We start from the raw sequence: 20,236 nt of genomic DNA, 5'->3' as shown, positions 1-20,236 counted from the left end.
ACGGCAACCGCTTTCTCCCCCTTAAAATGATTATCATTATTATCAAAGCGTGAATTCTTGTTTTTTGTTGATTAATTTATTCTTTGGAAGTCCCTCAATATAAGATGTCATTGCCAGCGGAAGGAAGTGAAGCGTAGCAATCTCAGTCTTTGCGATTGCGACTCTACCAGACGCTACCGCTAACACTTCGTATTCTACGGGAAGGCTGCGCCAACGCAATGACGAACTATCTTATATTTATTTATATCCATCTACTTAGTAGAAAACTAAATGTTTATATAACCCTTTAATCATTCGTGAACAAGAATGTTTCTAACTTATCTAAAAATTCAGCAATTTGAAACTTTTGATTTTGAAAAATAAAATATAGTTGCTATATCTTGCATCAACCTGTTAATTATTTTTTGTTGTCGGAGCTTTTCTCTAAGTAGTTCTAGCACAATACAGTTCAGTTAAGGATAAATTGTAGATTGGGTTGAACGTAGACGCCGGAGGCAGCTTAAGGCAGTCTAGTGAAACCCAATAAATGCCTGTCTAGATTGGGTTACCCTGCGGGAAGCCCCTTTGGGTCTACGTTCCTCAAACGCCATTAGCTTCTCCCTACAGCCCTTCTCCTAAAAGAGACGCTCTTGCGTTCGGGCATCCTACGGCAGGCGCTAACCTCTGGCAATGTGAGAAGAGGAGCCAGCCGTGTGGCGGGTCTGGCGACTTGAGCGGACTAGCGTCGGCATCAGACGCGTAAGGTTTTCACATCTGATTTAGGATTGCTATATATGACTTTACTAATGTCTACAGAAGACTGGAGTCATAGTTTCCCTTTACTGAGACATTAAATTACTACGGTGTGTTCGTCAGCTTTGTGTTGAGGGGATTCTAGGACTTAAACATCGCAAATCACTAAATATTATGCTAAAAAAATAAAGTTTGCTAATCAGAATGCTAATCATATACTTATAATGTACCATACAATGCTCTACCAATAACTATGACATCACTAATTGGGCATATTTGTCCTTTGTTAGTTGTCATTAGTCATTTGGATATTTTGTACTGACTAATGACTCTTTGTGTAATGCTCCTTCTGGTGCGTCCGCTAGGCGTAGCAAGATTCCCATAGGGGTACGTCCCTAACGCCCTTCTCCTGACGGAGACGCTCTTGCGTTCGCTTAGGGCGCAGCCTCTCCAAGAGTTGAGAAGACAGCTAGTTCCCTACAGTGGGCAAAAACCTGCCTACTGTAGGGAACAACAGCAAAGTCGAACAGGACTGGACTCACCAGTTGCTCATCAGGGAAACCACGCCAGTTGCTTCTTTGGCGCAAGTCTCTCCTTTGGGGAGAAGGGGAGACGCTACCCATAGCTTGCTTCCTTGTAAGGGTACAAATTGGGAAACCCACCCAAGCCACTGGCTCACCAATGACCAATGACTAATAACTAATGACTGAACCTGAACCATTGATTGAACTGAAAGGTGTTTCTAAGTCCTTTGGTAGCCATAAAGTTCTAGATAATGTAGACTTGACCATTTACCGGGGAGAAGCACTGGGGATTATTGGTCCATCAGGGACTGGTAAATCAACAATTTTACGGGTAATGGCGGGGTTACTTATTCCCGATGAAGGAGAAATTTATGTGCAAGGAGTGCGGCGAAACGGTTTGATTGAGGATGGTGGCCAGCAGGTTGGCATTGGCATGGTGTTTCAGCAGGCGGCGCTATTTGATTCGCTGACGGTGGAGGAAAATGTGGGATTTTTACTTTATCAAAATTCAAAGCTACGGCGATCGCGCATTCGAGATTTGGTAAAAGAAAAATTGGAGATGGTAGGTTTGCCAGAAATAGCTAATCTCTATCCATCTGAACTTTCTGGGGGAATGCGAAAACGGGTAAGTTTTGCGCGTGCGATTATGTCTAACCCCGATAATCCTTCAGAAGGCCCAGAAGTTCTACTATACGACGAACCAACAGCCGGACTTGATCCCATTGCCTCAACAGTAATCGAAGATTTAATCCGCTATTTGCAATGTTTACATGGAGTTTGTAGTACCTATGCCGTTGTTACCCACCAAGACAGCACTATCCGCCATACAGCTGATAGACTTATATTTCTCTATGAAGGTAAAGTGCAGTGGCAGGGTACAGTTAGTGAAATCTACAATACAGAAAATCCGTTGATCAGACAATTTATCAGTGGAAGTGTAAAAGGGCCGATTCACCTTGTCGGCTAGAAACTTAAAAGTGAAGAGTTAGGAGTACAGACGCGATTAATCTCGTCTGTACAGAAGTTATGAGTTAAATTCAACTTATAACTCCTCACTCCTAACTCTTTATTGGTTGTTGGTGGAGGCAAAAAAATGCGAGGACTTATGACAAGCGGCTTCGCGTCTGGGCGAACATTTAGAGAAGGCTCTGTGGGGTTGTTACTCCTGTTAGGACTGGGAGTATTTGGGTTACTCTTTCTGTGGTTACATAGATTTACTGCTCCTGGTCGTTCATACAAAGCTATTGTGGAATTTGCTAACGCTGGCGGAATGCAAAAAGGAGCAACAGTTCGCTATCGAGGCGTTAAAGTAGGAACTATTTGGCAGATTATACCAAAAGCAAATGCCATTGATGTAGAGATTGAAATTGCCCAAGCTGACCTAATTATGCCCCGGAATGTAGTGGTGGAAGCTAATCAAAGCGGATTAATTAGCGAAAGTATTATCGACATCACACCAAAAGTAACCTTACCTGCTGGGATTGTGCTTGCTAAACCCCTAGATAAAAATTGTGATAACAGCCTCATCGTCTGTAATGGCTCTCGGTTAAAAGGTCAGGTTGGTATCAGTGTTGATGACCTAATTCGCAGTTCAACTGAACTAGCTACTGCATACAATGACCCAAAATTCTCTAGAAATGTCAATAGGGTTCTAGAAACTACCACAGGCGCAGCATCCAGTTTTACTGGGCTAAGTCAGGATTTACAAGGTTTAACCAAAAGCTTGCGACAACAACTTAATACCTTTTCAGCCACTGCTAATTCAGTGCAACGAGCAACAAACCAACTTAATGCATCCTCGACTCAAACACTAAATAAATTTGATGCAACTGCAACTCAAGCAAGTCGTTTGCTGAACAACCTGGATAATCTGTTGACAACAAATCGCTCTTCGCTGGTTGGCGCTTTGAACAATATTACCGAAACCAGCAACCAACTGCGTGTTACAGTCAGTAGCTTATCACCAACTGTCAATCGATTGACTCAAGGACAATTACTCAACAATTTAGAAACTCTTTCAGCAAATGCAGCGCAAGCCTCAGCTAATTTACGCGATGCTTCTAAAACCTTAAATGATCCAAAGAATGTGGTGCTGCTGCAACAAACTTTAGATTCAGCACGGGTAACGTTTGAAAATAGCCAAAAAATTACATCTGATTTGGATGAATTGACAGGTGATCCTAGTTTCCGAAAAAATTTGCGGCAATTGGTAAATGGTTTAAGTGGTTTAGTATCTTCTACACAACAGATGCAGCAACAAGTGCAAGTTGCTACGACTCTAGATACGGTAAAAGCTGCTGTGAGCAAACCAAAGAATCTAATTCCTACCCCAGCACCAACCCAACAGGCGATGTTTAATGACAAGTCCCTACCCGTCTATGTAATTAATCCCTCACCTGCTAATTTTGCAAGTACCGACACCAACCTTGAACCAACCCCCAGTGCGTCTATCTCTAACTCATCCCAAGAAGACCTCTTGAAGCAGTTGCGGGAGTATGGTAAGCAACGGGAGCAACTGGAGACGGGAAAATAGGCAATACACTTGACAATACATAACCACTTTCCCTAAGGGGGATGTTTCTATCCCCGGTGGCGTGCGCCTGCTTTCACCCAATGCTGACAAGCACCTAAACGATTTACTCACCCACCACAAGACCAGCAATTATCAAGCGCCATACTTGGGCAAAGTCCGTGTCGATGTCTGGATGACTCCATTCGGATGCGTGAGCTGGATGGTGAAACCGAACCATCGCTTGAAAGACTGCCTTCGCCGCTACCTGCGGATCTGTTACCCTAAATTCGTGACTGGAAATACCGCTCTCAACGATCGCAGCTACTTGCTTTACCAGTTCATCAATGTGAGCTTGAACCACCCCTCGCGCCTCTTGAGCGATCGCAGAATAGGTTGCAAACAACTCTGGCTCATCCAGGACTTTTTGACGTTTCAGAGTGATGAGTTGCTCAAACCATCGGTGCAACCGTTCAACGGCGGAACCCTGTTCTTGGGCGATCGCTGCTAGCGGTGTGGAAACCCGATGTAGCCACCGTTCTGCTACTGCATCGCGCAGGGCAGCCTTACTGGGAAAATGCCGATAAATCGTGCCGTGGCTCACTTCTAAAAAGCGAGCCACATCCACGACTGTTGCCTTTGCCAGACCGTAACGACGCAAAACCTCTTCCGCCGCGTCAAGAATCCGCTCCGGTGTCAAAGCTGAATCATTCATGCTAGGGATATTTTATCTCTTCTCACTATCCAGCATGAATCATTCATGCTAAGGATATTTTATCTCTTCTCACTATCCAGCATCGCCATTTGTTCTGGAGCATAGCGATCGCCAGCCACGGCATCCAGTGGCACTGCTACCTCAATCCGGGCGAGATCATCTTCGCCCAAGTGCAGATCCAGCGCCCCCAGCGCTTCATTCAAGCGATCGCGACGCCGTGCCCCAATCAGTGGCACAATGTCGTTTCCGCGCGACAGCACCCAAGCAATTGCTACTTGAGCAACTGTGGCATCGTGTTCTTGGGCAATCAGGCGAAGAGCTTCGACTAGCAACAAATTGCGATCCAGATTCTCTCCAGAGTAGCGTGGCTGATGTCCGCGAAAGTCTTGCGCTTGCTTAGAGCGTTCTTTCGACCAGTGACCGCTCAACAACCCCCCTGAGAGGACTCCATAAGCGTTGACAGCAATGCCCAATTCACGCACAGTCGGGAGGATGTCATTTTCAATACCACGACTCAGCAGCGAATATTCGATCTGAAGCCAGGTAATCGCATGAATCGCATGAGCACGCCGAATTGTATCTGCACCCACTTCCGATAAACCAATCTGGCGAACATATCCAGCTTTCACCATTTCGCTAATCGCCCCAATAGTGTCTTCAATGGGCACCCTCGGATCGAGCCGGGCTGGCTGGTAAAGGTCTATGTAATCGGTTCCCAGTCGTTTCAATGTATAGGCAAGTGAAGTCTTCACGGCTTCAGGACGACCATCGAAGCCAATAAAGTTGCCGTCAGGAGACCGCAACGCACCGAATTTAACAGCAATGAAGATATCTTCCCGCCGTCGTTCTGCTAAGGCTTCGTGTAGCAGCAGTTCATTGTGCCCCATGCCGTAAAAGTCGCCTGTATCCAGTAAGGTAACGCCTGCATCAAGCGCTGCATGAATCGTTGCAATACTTTCCTGGCGATCGGCTGGACCATAAAAATCAGACATGCCCATACAGCCAAGCCCAAGCGCCGATATTGTTGAACCGTTTTTTCCAAGTTGACGCGACAACATAGCAACCTCTCCACTGTGGTGATAAAACTATGATAATCAACAAGTAACAAAAATCAACATCTGTCATTCAATATTTGTTTTAAACATCCAACACCGTGAGCATCTGTTGAAGCAAGCCTGCAATTTGACTATTTGTCGGATCTACTTATCAGCCTAAAATCTTCATAGGTGAGGAGTAATGCAGGTTAAACACGAACATGATAGAAGAATTTAATACACAGGGCGCAGAAAATCTAATTGCGATCGCTGATCAATTTGCCCAATGGGGGAAAGTTGCAGGCGTTAAAGCATTTGGAAGTGGTAATATCAATGACACATTTTTGGTAACTCTATATTCCTCAGAAGAACAACATTTTGTCCTGCAATGCATCAATACGCATGTGTTTCGCCAGCCCCAACTGATTATGGAGAATATGCGTACCTTCACTGAACATGTTTATAAACGGTTACAGCACATACCCCTGAATCGTCGCTGGGAAGTACCACGCGTACTATTAACTAAGGATGCTCAAGACCACTGGAGGGATGCAGACGGCTCCTTTTGGCGGGCAATCAGCTTTATTGAAGGCTCCCAGTCTTTCGATACTATGCGCGATCGCTCTCACGCTAAGGAAATCGGTTATGCCTTGGGGATGTTCCACAATTTGATCAGCGACTTACCACCAGAAAAACTTGCTGACACTTTAGAAGGATTTCATATTACACCGCTTTATCTCCAGCATTACGAGGAAGTGTTAGCGAAAACTAGTGTGCGTAAATCTGCTGAAGTTAATTATTGCTTACAGTTTGTTAGCGATCGCCAAACTTTTGCACATATCCTGGAAAATGCCAAAGCTGAAGGCAAGCTACCTCTGCGTCTGATGCATGGAGATCCAAAAATCAACAATGTCATGTTTGACACTGCTACCCAGCAAGCCGTCAGCGTCATAGACCTCGATACTGTTAAACCAGGTCTGGTACATTACGATATTGGTGATTGCCTGCGATCGGGTTGCAATCCTACTGGAGAAGAAACCGAGAATTGGGAAAGTATTTATTTCGATACTGATCTGTGTCAGGGAATTCTAAAAGGTTATCTCTCGGTGGCAAAGGCATTTCTTTCTGAGAATGACTATGCCTATATTTACGATGCAATTCGTCTCATTGCTTTTGAACTAGGACTGAGATTTTTTACTGATTATTTAGCAGGGAATGTCTACTTTAAAGTTAAGCACCCAGAACATAACTTGGCAAGAGCGATCGTCCAGTTTAAGCTTACCGAAAGTATTGAATCTCAAGAAACGCAGATTCGTAACATTATCAAAGACATGAAATGAACGATCAGACATTTTACCTGCAACCCTTTCCTTCTCCAAAATCCCTACCTAATTTGAAAATTGCAGGCAATATTGCCCGAAATTCTAATCAACTTACCATCTGCTACACCCTTGAAGGCGATTTAAAAGAAATTGCAATCGCACCACCATCAAATGCACCATCACGCAAGCATGAATTGTGGGAAGACACATGTTTTGAGTTCTTTATTGGCATCAAAGATTCTGCACGGTATTGGGAATTCAATCTTTCCCCTGCCGGACACTGGAATATTTATCGCTTTGATGGCTACCGTCAAGGAATGCAAGAGGAAACAGCTTCTACAATACTTCCGTTTAATGTTCAGAATCAAGCCGATGGTTTAGCACTTGCGTTAGATGTCGATTTAGATAAAATTGTCTCGGCAGAACAAGCCATTGAAGTTGCCATTACTACCGTTATTAAACATAGAGATGGTGAGGTGACTTACTGGGCGTTAACTCATCGAGGTGCAGAGGCTGACTTTCATTTACGGGATAGTTTCATCGTTGAGTTGTGAGAATACGCACCTACAGCAAACCGTGTATTTCGACAACATGTAGTTAATAAATCTAAACTTTATATGGGCTTGCATAAATTTTCAACTCACACCCGATGAATCTATGTATATTTCAAGTAAACTTACTAAAAATGTACTTCTTAACTTTTTCGTTGAACTTCGATAGAGACCCAGGCTTAGAAGAGGGTCGCTTGTATTTACGTCATCTTGAAAAGGGTATGTTACAAGTTTGGGTAGCTACATCAGCTACCGCCAGAAAGCAATTTCCAGAGAGCTTTCATCAGAAAGGAAGTATGATACCACCTGAGTACAGAGTACTGGAACTAAAATTTTGGACTGTTAATACTAAACCTATCTCAATGAAAGAGAAAAAAGGTGTAGAAGGCAATTTTTACCAAATTCTTCCATCTGATGTCAAGACTGATAAAGGAGGTGTAAGAGGCGATTTTGGTATTCATAAAGATGCTAATGTTCCTGGCTCAATGGGATGTATTGTATTGACACCCGAACGGTTTCAGGGATTTGAAAAAGAAGTCACTCAATTAGCAAAAGAGGGAAAAGATTCTATACCGCTCTTTGTCACGTACAATTAAAACGAATATATGAGGTAATGGCATGTAGATAAGCAATTATCAGTCTAGATTGCCATTGCCTCGATTCGACAGTTTTGAAAGTAAATTGCGCTCGCATTTATTTAAAATCTGAACTGGTTGGTGCATTAACCATAGCTAAGATCAGCTTTTAGGTAGGTTTAACTCAATATTGGGACGAGATGATACTTCACCCAAGGAGCTATAGCAAAGGTTAAAGGCAATTCTAAGAATTATACCTGTTTCAAATCGCCGCTTGAATATTTTAAAAGTGCGATCACACTTGGAAGTAGATAAAATTTTGTAAGATTTGTTGATCGAGTTCCTGATGTTTATTAGTCAAAAGTCTTAAAAGTCTAGAAAATGTTTACATATACTTCCTGTGGCGCTTTCAGATTCCCCAATAGACAGAGAACTGCAACCATAATAATAATTAACATAATATATGTATAGTTCTTAAAAGATACATTTGTATCAATTATTACCAATAAAGTGACTGAATTAATTAGTGAAGCTAAAGTCTCTAAGGCTGTCGAAGCCAATTCCCAATCCCTAATTTATTTTAAGAAGTAACACTTATGCAATTAAAGCCAATTAATCAGCAAGTCGTTTCCGTCGTTGGAGCCTCCAGCGGGATCGGACGGATCACAGCTCTTGAGTTTGCTAAACGCGGGGCAAAAGTGGTAGTCTCGGCTCGCAGTGAATCGAAGCTAAAGTCTTTAGTAGAGGAGATTCGCAGCTTTGGCGGCGAGGCAACTTTTTGCGTAGCTGATGTGGAAGTATTTGAGCAAGTTAAGGCGATCGCAGATAAAACTGTGGAAGTATACGGGCGACTCGATACATGGGTACATGTCGCCGCGATCGGCATCTTTGCCACTGTTGACAATACAACACCGGAAGAGTTTAAGCATGTGATTGATGTCAATCTCATGGGACAAGTGTATGGTGCAATGGCGGCCCTACCCCATCTGAAACGTGAGGGACGGGGGGCACTGATCCACGTCTCTTCAATGGAAGGTAGGCGATCGCTCCCCTACCAAAGTGCTTACTCAGCAGCCAAGCACGGGGTTGAGGGCTTTATCGAAGCTATGCGCGTTGAGTTGCAATATCAAAAATGGCCGATCAGCGTCACGAGTGTGAAGCCAGCGGTGATCAACACCCCTTTCTGGAACAATGGCCTGACGAAATTAGGCGTAAAACCTACCGGGATACCACCTTACTACGAGCCTAAACTTGTAGCTGATGCTATCCTCTATGCAGCCGAACATCCAACTCGTGACTACTTGGTTGGGGATGTAGCAAAAATATTAGATGTGGTACAGCGCCTCTCACCATCATTAGTAGATTCACTTTTAGTGCTCGTCGGCTTAGATTTACAGCGAACTTCTGAAGCGAAGTCTGAAGATGCACCAAATAATTTTTACCAACCTGTTGCTGAAGACGACAGAGTTAACGGGGATTATGGTAACTTAGTTGTACCTAGCGTTTCCGACTGGCTAGAAAAAAATCCGCTTCTCCAGTGGGGTGCGATCGCTGGTACATTAGCATTAGCGTTCCTAGCAGTTCAAGTATTCAAAAAGGAAGGATAAATAGACCTGTCCGAAAAGTTGCAATCAAGTTTTTACAAGGGTTTGAGAGAAATCCTTGTAGATTTTTTGGCAATATTTTTACAAGAGGTTCATCCCAGTGCTTCACACGACTTTTGACTTTATGGGGCTAATTACGCTCTTTTGAAAGACTAAGATAATAATAGTATTTTAAAATACTTGATTTATCATAATCTTAATAGGTTTATACTAAATGTCATAGCAAAAATATTGTAGAGCAGTAACCGATTGTGGTAGTCCCTGCCTTAGAAGCGATTATAAGTACTCTTGAGATGTCTTAGGTCTGAGTGAATTGCATCCGTCCACCGTGCCCTAAATAGGTCGGTGACTGCAAGTTGCATAAGAAAATCTCTCAATGGTGCTGGATATAAGACACATGCATCATAAATAGCTGTAAAATTAGACACTATAATTGCTCTATTAGTTTGAAATTATTACCCTTAACAGTGGTAACAAATTTTTTTTATAAATGTCCTTTATACTAAGTAAATTTTTGATCTTAACTTATAGTTTCAATCGCATTAAAGTTAAAACTAAGTCAATTGGTTACTATAGGGCTTCCTGACTTAATTTAACTTGATTATTAGATGTACTTTTATTCCTAGAGTTGCCTTTAGCAGAGCATTTGGCTAATCATGCAAAACTGTTATGTATCAGGATTCTTATTCGTACCCCATATCTAGTTCTTGAGCTTGAGCAGTAAGCTCATCAAGAGCTTGCATTCGTAAAGTATCAATTTGATTTTTGTAACTGAGTAGATCCTGATAACGCACCCGTCGTCGCGTTCCTACTTTACGGTATGGCATCTCTCCAGATTCCAATAACCCTACCAAATAAGGACGAGAAACATTTAAAATATCAGCTGCTTCTTGTGTCGTCAGCTCTGCGTGTACGGGTATAAGAGTAACAGCATTACCTTTAGCCATTTGTGTCAAGATGTCAACAAGTAGATGAAAAGCCGCTGCTGGTATAGTAACCGTTTCACTTGTAGCGTTATCTTCCACAACTTTAATAGTACGGTATACATCATTATCCCGTACATAGGATGCCAAAGTTTGACTACTTTTTTTAGCTAACGTAGCATCTTCTTCCGTAGGTACAGCAGTCCTACTAGATTGGTATGTACTGAGTGTCATAGATATCAGCCTCTCTCTGTCTAATATCGAATTGCACTCCACTTATCCATACGAAAATATGGATTGCAATTATCATTCACCTCATAATAACTCTTATTCAAAATGAACGCAATGTACGAAATGAACGAAATCAACTTTTACAGCAAGTATCCTACCAAAAGTCCTGCAACTGGGGTTGGAGGACTTTTGATGAAAGAAAAATCAATTTTTATCTTCTAATCCAGCAACAGATCAGTAAAAAGTCACTTTTCGCTGGCTTTTGGCAGTAGCAACAGGCTTGGTATCGGTGCAGATACTGTAATCTGGTGATCTGCGCTCAGGTTCGCTACGTTTAAAACTGTGGCGATTTTACGCAAAGTTGTACTTAGTGACACAATTGAGCTTTCAGATGGTCTGCCAATCGAATTGCTAAGGCAACAATGGTGAGCGTAGGATTAGCATAGCCTCCTGTAGGGAAAACAGAGCTACCTGCCATGAATAAATTAGAGATGCCGTGAACTTGACAATTTGCATCTACTACTCCTTGTTTTGGGTCATGATGCATACGCGTTGTTCCCATATTGTGATGGGTACTCAGCGAAGCAACCGGACGATCGCCATCCAATTCAATCTGCAACTCACCCAGCCCTGCACTAGCAAACTCTTCTGCAAATACTAACTGCGATCGCTTCACACTGCAAATATCTATTTCGCTCCAATGATTAGTTAATTTTGCTTGAGGACAGCCAAGCTTATCTAATTGATTACTGAGTGTCACCCGATTATCTGGATTTGGGGTTTGTTCAGTTTGGCTGAGAACTTCAAACTTTGTATATTTCTGTTCGTTATCTTCATGGTAAGACCATCCTCCATGACTCAAATCAGGGAACAAATATTCTTTTTTGACATTATACTTATACCAATCAGTTACTAAATCATCAATATTCGTAATTACATTTTGCAAATGTTGAAAAACATTTTTGGGTAACTGCCCTTGTCGAACTGAAGAGAACAAAGTTCTCGCAGAAGCCTTTGCTGCCGATCTAAACCTTTCATCTCTAGGATATAACAACGCGGTCATATTTAGTAATTTTTCGCGGCGCATAACTTGTTCCGTCAGGGCAAATTTTCCCATCACTGTGACATTATTAACCCGGCGTAAGTCATACAAAGCCATGGAATTAAAGATTTTGCGATTTTGCGGAACAAGCATACCACAACGGATAAAAGGATGATCCATAAAGAACCTACCCACTAAATCATGTTGATTGCCTAATCCATTCTTTTGAATCCGGTTTGATAGCAACAATAAACGCGCGTTCTCAATCCCACCTGTGGCGAAAATAAATATTTTTGCAAAAACCCAAAATTTATTACCAGATAAACAAGCTACTTGCACGCGTTTAACTGTTTGGGCTGTTTCGTCTGCCTCAATTTCTACCACATTGGCGTTGAGTAATGTTGTGATATTAGGAGATTGATTGATTTGGTGGCGATATTCATTGGTGAAAATATCACGTGGGCCAAACTGAAACATACTAGTAGTAACTCGGTTACTCACCAAATGTGTCCGAGGAGATTGAGCATTTTCCCAAGCCTCAGCTTCATAAGCAAAAGAACCGAGTTTACAGACTGCTTGAGCACGCTCATAAAATGGATTCAGGTGAGATTTACTAAAAGGCCAGCCACTATATGGCACCCAATCTCGTTTTTCAAAATCTATTTCGTCTAATGGCACATGTCTCAGACCAAGTTGATTTTTATTGATTTCAATATTCCAGACATTAGCCAGTCCACCAAATTGACGATGACGCATATCTTGCAGTGGTGGAAATGGATCTCCAACAGTTTCACCTTCACCAAGAGATGCAGTCTCTTGATTAAATTCCAGATCACCACTTTCTAGTAAGCAAACTCGAAAATCTTGCCCAATTAATTCTCGTGCGAGTGTAATTCCGGCTGGGCCAGCACCAATTATACAAACTTCGGTATTGATAACTTCATCTATTGGCAATTTTCGGCTATCAATTAACATTAATTTAATTCCTTTTAATCTGAATTTATTATTCTTAACCACAGATGCACATATATGATGTAAATCTGTAGTTTAATATTCATATAATTGGCTTTTGCAATAAGTTGACCGTTTCATTCAGCCTATGAAACACTCGGTATCGCAGAACGAATTGCACTAATAAAGTTTTGGGCATAATTCTGCGTTGAGAAATCGAGGGCGCGTTGCCTGGCAGCTACTCCGGCACTCTGGGCAAATTCTTGCTCGTCAAGATAACGGAGAATTGCGATCGCTAATTTATCCGCATCGCCATAAGGTGTTAATAGTCCATTCATCCCATCGGTAATAATCTCCGTTGGCCCCCCTGCATTGCCAGCAATCACAGGTTTACCCAGCGCCATCGCCTCAATAATCACAATCCCAAATGGCTCCTTATCTGATGCATGAACGAATACATCCATCGCCTGCACCCACTCCGGGATGTTGCGCTGTAGCCCAGCCATAATTACTTGCTCTTTCAAGCCCAAGGCGGCAATTTCTGCTTTTAAGAAGTCCTCATAATCTGGTTCTAAATCGTGCTTACCGCCAATTACTACACAATGGGCATCAGGATACTTCTGTAAAATTTTGGGCATTGCTTGCACCAGTACGTGCATTCCCTTCCATCGTTGCAATCGGCCAACAATTCCAATCAACGGCCCATTTAAAGGTAAGCCTAGCTTCCGTCGTGCTTCTTCTGGAGTTGGTAAAGCATCAGGCTCGAATCGGTCTAGTGCGACACCAGGATAAACCAAGGGTGTTGGTCTGTGGGGCCAAATTTCTGCCTGTGCTTGCTTGCCATCTTGGGAGAGGGTGATAATTGCCTGGGCTGGGATTAAAGTAGCGATTCGCACCAACCAAGTCTTGTCACTAGGCACTTCTAGTTGATACCACACAGCAGGCAACCCCGCCAGTATTGCCGCCAAACCTCCAGATATATGCGTAATCCACATCCAATTGACAATTATATCTGCACGTTCGCGGCGGGCGATCGCAGCTATCCAAAAAACAGCGCCAATAAAACGGTGGATTTGGCGTAAACGTCCACTTTCTACAACTCGCGCATCAATGCCAAGGGACTTTACTTCTTCTACCATCGGGCCGTCTTCTAAAAATATTACTAGCCACTCGACACCAGCATTACGTCCCTGCTGCACCAAATCCCAAAGCATCATTTCACCACCGCCTCGTTGTTCGGCTAGTGGCATTACAATAATTGCTTTCATAATTTATATCAGTCCAATTTAAGTTGTAAGATTTTGTTTTTTAATAAACTTGAAAAGCTCAGAACCCCGACTTATTAGAGAAGTTGGGAATCTTGGGATTGCTATAGTATTTATGTCCTGCCATAGCCATAGCTAAAAATCCCCAAAGAATCATCCCTGCCACACTCAACATACCGCTACCGATAACTAACTGTGTAGCAGAACTAATACCAATGGCGCGGGCAGCACTGATAAAACTATCGAAACGACCTTCACCGTAGCTGCTGACACTAATAATTAACAAAATTAATCCACCCATATAAAAGATGGCTCCAAACCAACCAAGGGTGAAAAACATATCTAAAATGCCACTATCAATCACCACCACTTCGATTTGACCGGTTTTTTCGTTGACCTTCCAAATATTTCCTAATCCGTTACCTAGACCATTAGAAAGAGCTAGACCAAGGTTTTTGTCATAAGTTCCCGATCTATCTTTAAAGCTGCCATCTTCTTGAAGATTAGAAAAAGTTTCTAAACGCGCTGCTAAAACCCCAGAAATTGGCTCGATAGTTGTCAATGGCACAACACAAATTGCCATCACTACAATTATGGTAACTAAGCGCATTTGAATCCGCGCCTTGACTGAACCCATAATCATAATTACTCCAAATAACCAGCCTCCCCAATTAGTACGTGCTTGTGTCAATAGGAAAGATAAGTAACCAACAGCTGAAGCCGGAAAAATTAAATTTCCCGAACTTGTAAATAACAATAGTAAACCAGCTTGCATGACTGAACCAAAGGGGCCAACTGAGTGCAATGTACTCCAGACACGCATCCCAAAAGGTACAGGATTTCCAGCACTCATGAATAGTTTTGATTGGATCAGCCAATACCTGTCCCACTCTGGAGCTACCACAAATTGATATACGCCATAAGTTCCTAAAATCAACACACACCAAAGGAATGTTCGCTGAATGTTCTGGCGATAGCTGGGATAATCTCGCCAGTTAATAAATAAGTGAAAAGCGAAGATGATCGGACTGAGCCAATCCATCAATCCGCGTGCTACAGGGATAGGTGGATTGTAAATCAGACCGACTAGAAAGCCATAGAACACTCCGATAAAAGCCAAAACAAACGGCAAGCCCCCTTGACCAGAGGCGCGGGGAAAGTGGCGGAAGAATGTTGCTATAGTTACAAAAACCACTAAATAGGGTGCTATGAGCATTTGCCGAGTAGAGTCCCAGCCCACCCGATAGTCAACTAAGCGGGTAGCTAAGGGCGTGAGAAACCAGATCCACCAGGTAAAGCTGATGTAGAGAATGGGATGCCGCAAGTATAAAAACACGGCCACTATTAAAGCTGTTACTGGGTAAATTAGGCGCAATGCGGCAGTAGCACCAGCAAAATAGCAAACTACAGTCAGTAATACAAAACCTGCGATCGCCATCCAACCCTGTAGCGATCGCTCTTGGGGAGAATAGTTTTCTTGTAAAAAACTATTGAAAAGTATCTGCTTAGAATTCATTCAATTTTAGATGTAAACATAAATAAATTTGGCAGATCAACTCGTTCCCTGCCTCCAGCCGGGGAATGCAGTCACTGGAGGTGCCTCTTGTACTGGCTCTGTGGAAGCAGCACTAATTACCAGGTAGAAGCTGGGAACTAGAGCTAAGAAGAAATAGAATTCATTTTGAATTACGAATTATGAATTACGAATTGTTTATATCCTTGCCAACGCCCACGCCAGGATGCAAGCAATTTTTTACCCGCCAACTGCCCTTGGCTGGGTAAAAATCTCAGCCATTGGACGAAACCCAAACTATCGCATGTACCCACGAATACTGCCCAAAACAAAAATACAATCCGGCGGATAAATGGCAGATGCTCTAGTAAAACTAAGGTTTCATTATGGACTAAATTAATAAAGGCAATTTCATTAAAGTTGTTTCGCTGATCTTCATCAAAACGTTGTGCCGGATAGTGATCTACAGCAACGTTAGGATCATAAATTATCTTCCAACCAGCCCGCTTTAATGCCAGAGTGAATGCCATTTCAAAATGTACTTGCGCTCCTGTACCGCGCATCCGCTCGTCAAAGCGCAATTGTCCGATTGCCTGTTTACGAAAACTCATGTTTACGCCCTTGAGAACATCGACTTCACGGGGTTCTCCCACTCCCAGATGATGGTTGCCAATCACTCGCCCAAACCACTGCAACTGTCCTACTACTAAGCGGGATTCGTTTTCGAGTTTGCTGCCGTGGTGTATCCAATCACGCCCTCCCAGACCGCCGAGGCGACTATCACAGGTAAAGTAAGCGGCGATGCGCTCTAACCAATCTGGATGGGGTGCAGCATCATCATCAGTAATGGAAACAATATCGCCCTCCACTGCTGCTAGTCCGGCGTTGAGGGCTGCTACTACCCCCGATTGTGTCACTTTCACGGTATGCAGTGGCAAGTTGTCCGCTTTGAATTGGCTGAAAAATTGCCAAGTTTCTGCATCCGTATCGCGGACAACCACTATCACCTGATCAACTGGTTTAGTTTGCTCCTGTAGCGCCAAAAGGCAGCGTGAGAGGTCTTGTGGACGGCGATAAGTCGGTATGAGAACGGTGTTCCGCATTCTTGCTTAACTCCTCAAATAGATCCACATAAGTTTGTGCCATAGTAGTCCAGCTATGTTGTTCTGCCACAGAGCGAGCAGCTTTGCCCATCTGCTGTATAAGGGCGCGATTGCTCACCAAGGACATCAGTGCCACAGCCAAAGTATTAATATCATCTGAGTCGGATAAGACGATGCCACATTCTGGTGTCACCAGCTCTCCGCCCCCGGTGGCTGTGGCAGTAATTACTGGCAGTCCTGAAGAAAGTGCTTCTAACAATACGAGGCTGCAAGCTTCGTATCGGGAAGGAAAAACAAATAAATCTACTGCTCGCATAATTTCGGGGATATCACGGCGATATCCCACAAAATGCACGCGTTCATTTAACCCCAAAGAGGCTGCTAACTGCGGGAAGGGGCTACCTTCGGTGTGTCCCACTACCGCCAGATGTAAATCGGGAACTTTTACCAAAGCGTGCAGTATTGTATCTAAGTTCTTTCTGGGTGTGCGGATATCTCCAGCAAATAGTGCTAGGGTGACATTCTCCGGTAAACCTAACTTTTGGCGATTGCTTTGACCTGGGGCAAATTCTTCTAAGTCAACGCCATTGACAATTACGCGAATCCGAGAACGGGGCACACCAATGTTGACTAATTCCTGGGCTACCTTTTCTGATACAGCTACAACAACCTGCGCTTTTTGGAAAGCCTGTTTTTCCCAACGGGCATTGAAAGCCGTAAACAGCCATTGGTAAAAACCATATAAATCTCGGCGATTGCGGGAAATATGAACAGGCGATCGCAACCATGAACTGTGGACAAAATGTACAGCATTTACATCAGCCGCAGCCATATTAATTGCTCCATTGACTTTAACTAAATCAATGCCAGAGCGATTTTTACGTAACCAATCTGCACTTTTTTGGGCAAATATGAAATTACGTACAAATTCGGTGGGATAACTTTTGACTAGAATTTTAATCCAATTAACTTGGCTATTGTCTTCTAGTTCTGGTGCGACTTCACTAGCTAATAATGTCAGTTGATGACCACGACGAATTGCTTCATTAGCAACCTCATAGTTTACCCGCCCCTGACCATCACCTTTTTTTATTTTATGAGTAACAATACAAAGTTTCATCCACTACCTTCCTGAGTAATATAAACTCACGCAAAAGTGTAAATAAAGAGTTTAAAAGAATCTTATTTTAATTCTCTCCATGTCCTCTGCGTCTCTGTGGTTCGTTAAAAAAAACTCCAAAATTTAGATACGATTGCTCTAATATTTCGATATTTGCATTAACTTACTGGCTAAAAATTGTGGAGTAAAACTAAGAATAAGTGCTGCGATAGTTCGAGCATTAAATTTTTGTTTATTCAGCGCCTGCCAAAAATAAGGACGTGCTGCTGCTATTTGTTCACTTCGTAGCAGACCAATTCCCAAAGTTGTATTAGCTTCTAACCATTTCTTTTGAAAGTACGTCCTAAATTGCTGTAGACGAGTATCTTCCATAAACACTTGATAACAAAATATTTCGCTTTTAGCTTTGCGGATTTTTGCCTCCACATCTCGACTACCACTGAGCATGGTATCAGTTTGCTCATGAGCACGATATCGCGTCAGCCTTTCTGGATAGTAGTAAGCCCCACAACCAGATACACAACAGAGGTAAGTTAAATATAAATCCCACATGCCGCCAACTTCTGGGAGAATACTATCCCAATCCACAATATTATTGCGAATCACACAAGCTGCCGCAGTGGGTATACTTTTATCTATTAACCCAATTTGATAGAAAGGTTGATGAATCCCTTGTGTTAACTTATCTCGCTTGTAACCACGTGTGTTTTCATCAGTTCCAACATCATTAATTATGCCATTAGCATCTATAATATATTGGTCGCAAAAAGCGATAATTAACTCGGAATTGGCTTCTAGTATTGGTACAAGCTTTGCTAAAAAGTCTTCATTCCAGATGTCATCGTCATGGAGACTAGCAACATATTTACCTCGCGCCATCTTGAAACAATGCTGCTGATTAGCTAGCATACCGACATTTTGCTGATGTCGCCAAAATCTGATGCGTGAGTCACCAAAAGATGCAGCAATAGCTTGAGGATTTTCTGGACTACAATTATCAGAAACAATGATTTCGATATTTTGATAAGTCTGTTTAATAGCACTAGCGATCGCTTGCTTCAGATATTCTAGTCGATTATAGGTGGGGATAATAACGCTAACTAAAGGTTGTTGGTATTCTTGATGTAATGACATATTTGTTAACTTCATATTTATTTTTCATAAATGAAAGATACACCTTTTAACGTTTTGACTAAACCAAGGTTATTTAGCTTGAGAGATGCTATATATCTTTTCACCTTTGGAATCAAATTCAGCTATTGTTTTTGTATAAACTTTTCGCAGATTATTTACATGAGCATCTATTGTAAATTCTTTCATCAATAAAGCATGACCTTGTTCGCCCATGTGTCGACTTTTTTGATAATCTGTATACAACTCATGAATGGCATCAGCTAGCTTTTTTATATTATTCCCTGGAACAAGAATACCCGTTTTTCCATCTCGTAAATGTTCTGGAATACCTCCAACTGCACTACCAATTACAGGTCGATAATTAGCATAGGCTTCCAGAGTTACAAGACCGGCAGGTTCAGGCCAGACACTAGGAAAGATGACTGCAAAACACTGTTGATAAAGTTTATTTATTTTGTCAGTATCGCACCAGCCATGCCAAGTAATTCGGTTACTTAATCTGAGTGTGCTTGCTAACTTTTCTAACTGTGGTCTTTCCCATCCTTCACCTGCAATATCAAGTTTAATTTGTGGATCTGTATGTATTAAAGTTTTGAGCAACCATTCCAGACCTTTATCAGAAACAATCCGTCCCACAAACAAAATTCTATGATTTTGGTGGACTTCTAAACTTAGAGGTGCAGTTGCTGTTTTTGGTACGGATATACCACAGTGTAGCGTTACAGTCTGTTCAGGAGGTACACCGTTTTGAATCAACTCTTGTCGCACATATTCGCTATTAGCAATAAAAGTAATTTTTACCTTTTTTAATACATCTAAAAAATTCTGAGTATTTTGAAGTTCTCTAACAGTTCTTAAAGGTCTACGGCTACCACATTTATCTATTAGTTTACCCCAGGTACATCCTAAGTAAGAGAAATTGCGATCGCAGACTGTGCGCTGCCCTGCTAAATACTTTGTGCCACTAGGACAGTAAAATGAGTGATTATGAACGCTGAAGATGGTAGGACATTCGCCTGTAAGCTGCAAGAGTAAATCTGGGCTGTGGATGTGCAGCAGTTTAAACTGGCTTTGATCAACATTCTTCAGCGATTTTATCACGCGATCGCTAATATTAGGTGGTCGATGTTCAAACAGAGAAGCTAAATAAGTTTCGACACCTCCGCCCCCACCTACCTCAAAATTGGAGCATTGATAAATCAGGTCTTTGTCAAATATTTTCTGGTACATACTTTATGTTATTGCTCAGTATATAGCACTATTTTTAGTAGTTTTTAACAAATTGTTTTTGGAGATAATGAGCATGATAATACTATTTGGTTTACAATGTAATCTCACCAACTTACTGATATAGATACATAGGTAGGGGCTTACGGCTGTAGGGATAT

Annotated in this window: 17 protein-coding genes; 6 read left to right on the top strand and 11 right to left on the bottom strand. The window is 42.3% G+C overall.

The features are described from left to right. Positions 1-1,166: 1,166 nt before the first annotated feature. Positions 1,167-1,355 carry a hypothetical protein gene (locus V7K21_RS23365; protein WP_335177575.1) on the bottom strand — a complete coding sequence of 63 codons (189 nt, stop codon included), beginning with the start codon at positions 1,353-1,355 and terminating at the stop codon, positions 1,167-1,169. A 79-nt stretch (positions 1,356-1,434) separates the two neighbouring features. Between V7K21_RS23365 and V7K21_RS23360 the strand changes: the two genes are divergently transcribed. Together V7K21_RS23360 and V7K21_RS23355 are read left to right on the top strand one after the other, a co-directional pair. Then, positions 1,435-2,223 carry an ABC transporter ATP-binding protein gene (locus V7K21_RS23360; protein WP_335177574.1) on the top strand — a complete coding sequence of 263 codons (789 nt, stop codon included), beginning with the start codon at positions 1,435-1,437 and terminating at the stop codon, positions 2,221-2,223. Between the two features lie 126 nt (positions 2,224-2,349). After that, complete coding sequence (locus V7K21_RS23355) at positions 2,350-3,789, top strand: MlaD family protein (protein ID WP_335177573.1); 1,440 nt, start codon at positions 2,350-2,352, stop codon at positions 3,787-3,789. Between the two features lie 103 nt (positions 3,790-3,892). On the opposite strand, the gene V7K21_RS23350 is transcribed toward V7K21_RS23355, so the two are convergent. Both V7K21_RS23350 and V7K21_RS23345 read right to left on the bottom strand, forming a co-directional pair. Further along, positions 3,893-4,480 (bottom strand): TetR family transcriptional regulator, encoded by a 588-nt coding sequence (locus V7K21_RS23350; RefSeq protein ID WP_335177572.1) that lies wholly within the window; start codon positions 4,478-4,480, stop codon positions 3,893-3,895. Positions 4,481-4,539: 59 nt separating this feature from the next. Further along, a complete protein-coding gene (locus tag V7K21_RS23345; RefSeq protein ID WP_335177571.1) occupies positions 4,540-5,538 on the bottom strand; it encodes an aldo/keto reductase in 999 nt (332 codons plus the stop codon). Positions 5,539-5,735: 197 nt separating this feature from the next. Between V7K21_RS23345 and V7K21_RS23340 the strand changes: the two genes are divergently transcribed. The 4 genes from V7K21_RS23340 (at position 5,736) to V7K21_RS23325 (ending at position 9,569) form a co-directional block, all read left to right on the top strand. Beyond that, positions 5,736-6,854, top strand: coding sequence for a phosphotransferase enzyme family protein (locus V7K21_RS23340; protein ID WP_335177570.1), 1,119 nt, complete (start codon positions 5,736-5,738; stop codon positions 6,852-6,854). Further along, on the top strand, positions 6,851-7,390 hold the full coding sequence (locus tag V7K21_RS23335) for a DOMON-like domain-containing protein (RefSeq protein WP_335177569.1): 540 nt from the start codon (positions 6,851-6,853) through the stop codon (positions 7,388-7,390). The genes V7K21_RS23340 and V7K21_RS23335 overlap by 4 nt, the downstream gene beginning before the upstream one ends. A 152-nt stretch (positions 7,391-7,542) precedes the next feature. Further along, positions 7,543-7,983 (top strand): hypothetical protein, encoded by a 441-nt coding sequence (locus V7K21_RS23330; RefSeq protein WP_335177568.1) that lies wholly within the window; start codon positions 7,543-7,545, stop codon positions 7,981-7,983. Positions 7,984-8,558: 575 nt separating this feature from the next. Continuing rightward, positions 8,559-9,569, top strand: coding sequence for an SDR family oxidoreductase (locus V7K21_RS23325; RefSeq protein ID WP_335177567.1), 1,011 nt, complete (start codon positions 8,559-8,561; stop codon positions 9,567-9,569). 680 nt (positions 9,570-10,249) lie between these two features. Here the strand turns inward: V7K21_RS23325 and V7K21_RS23320 are convergent. The 8 genes from V7K21_RS23320 to V7K21_RS23285 all read right to left on the bottom strand — a co-directional run bounded on the left by V7K21_RS23320 (position 10,250) and on the right by V7K21_RS23285 (position 20,078). Then, a complete protein-coding gene (locus V7K21_RS23320; RefSeq protein WP_335177566.1) occupies positions 10,250-10,723 on the bottom strand; it encodes a helix-turn-helix domain-containing protein in 474 nt (157 codons plus the stop codon). Positions 10,724-11,087: 364 nt separating this feature from the next. Next, a complete protein-coding gene (locus V7K21_RS23315) occupies positions 11,088-12,737 on the bottom strand; it encodes a GMC family oxidoreductase (protein WP_335177565.1) in 1,650 nt (549 codons plus the stop codon). 122 nt (positions 12,738-12,859) lie between these two features. Beyond that, entirely contained in the window at positions 12,860-13,981 is a 1,122-nt protein-coding gene (locus V7K21_RS23310; RefSeq protein ID WP_335177564.1) for a glycosyltransferase family 4 protein, read from the bottom strand. Positions 13,982-14,039: 58 nt separating this feature from the next. Then, positions 14,040-15,494, bottom strand: a complete 1,455-nt coding sequence (locus V7K21_RS23305) for an O-antigen ligase domain-containing protein (RefSeq protein WP_335177563.1) — start codon at positions 15,492-15,494, stop codon at positions 14,040-14,042. A 170-nt stretch (positions 15,495-15,664) separates the two neighbouring features. Further along, on the bottom strand, positions 15,665-16,594 hold the full coding sequence (locus V7K21_RS23300; protein WP_335177562.1) for a glycosyltransferase family 2 protein: 930 nt from the start codon (positions 16,592-16,594) through the stop codon (positions 15,665-15,667). Next, positions 16,512-17,714: a glycosyltransferase family 4 protein gene (locus V7K21_RS23295; RefSeq protein WP_335177561.1), complete on the bottom strand. Its 1,203-nt coding sequence runs from the start codon at positions 17,712-17,714 to the stop codon at positions 16,512-16,514. Before V7K21_RS23295 ends, V7K21_RS23300 begins: the two co-directional genes overlap by 83 nt. Positions 17,715-17,852: 138 nt before the next feature. Then, positions 17,853-18,863 (bottom strand): glycosyltransferase family 2 protein, encoded by a 1,011-nt coding sequence (locus V7K21_RS23290; RefSeq protein ID WP_442948914.1) that lies wholly within the window; start codon positions 18,861-18,863, stop codon positions 17,853-17,855. A 54-nt stretch (positions 18,864-18,917) separates the two neighbouring features. Next, entirely contained in the window at positions 18,918-20,078 is a 1,161-nt protein-coding gene (locus tag V7K21_RS23285) for a glycosyltransferase family 4 protein (RefSeq protein ID WP_335177560.1), read from the bottom strand. Positions 20,079-20,236 lie beyond the last annotated feature (158 nt).

Origin of the sequence: Nostoc sp. (assembly GCF_036919595.1) — a bacterium.
In the GTDB taxonomy this organism is placed as follows: Bacteria; Cyanobacteriota; Cyanobacteriia; order Cyanobacteriales; family Nostocaceae; genus Nostoc.
This window is presented reverse-complemented; position numbering and strand designations above follow the sequence as displayed.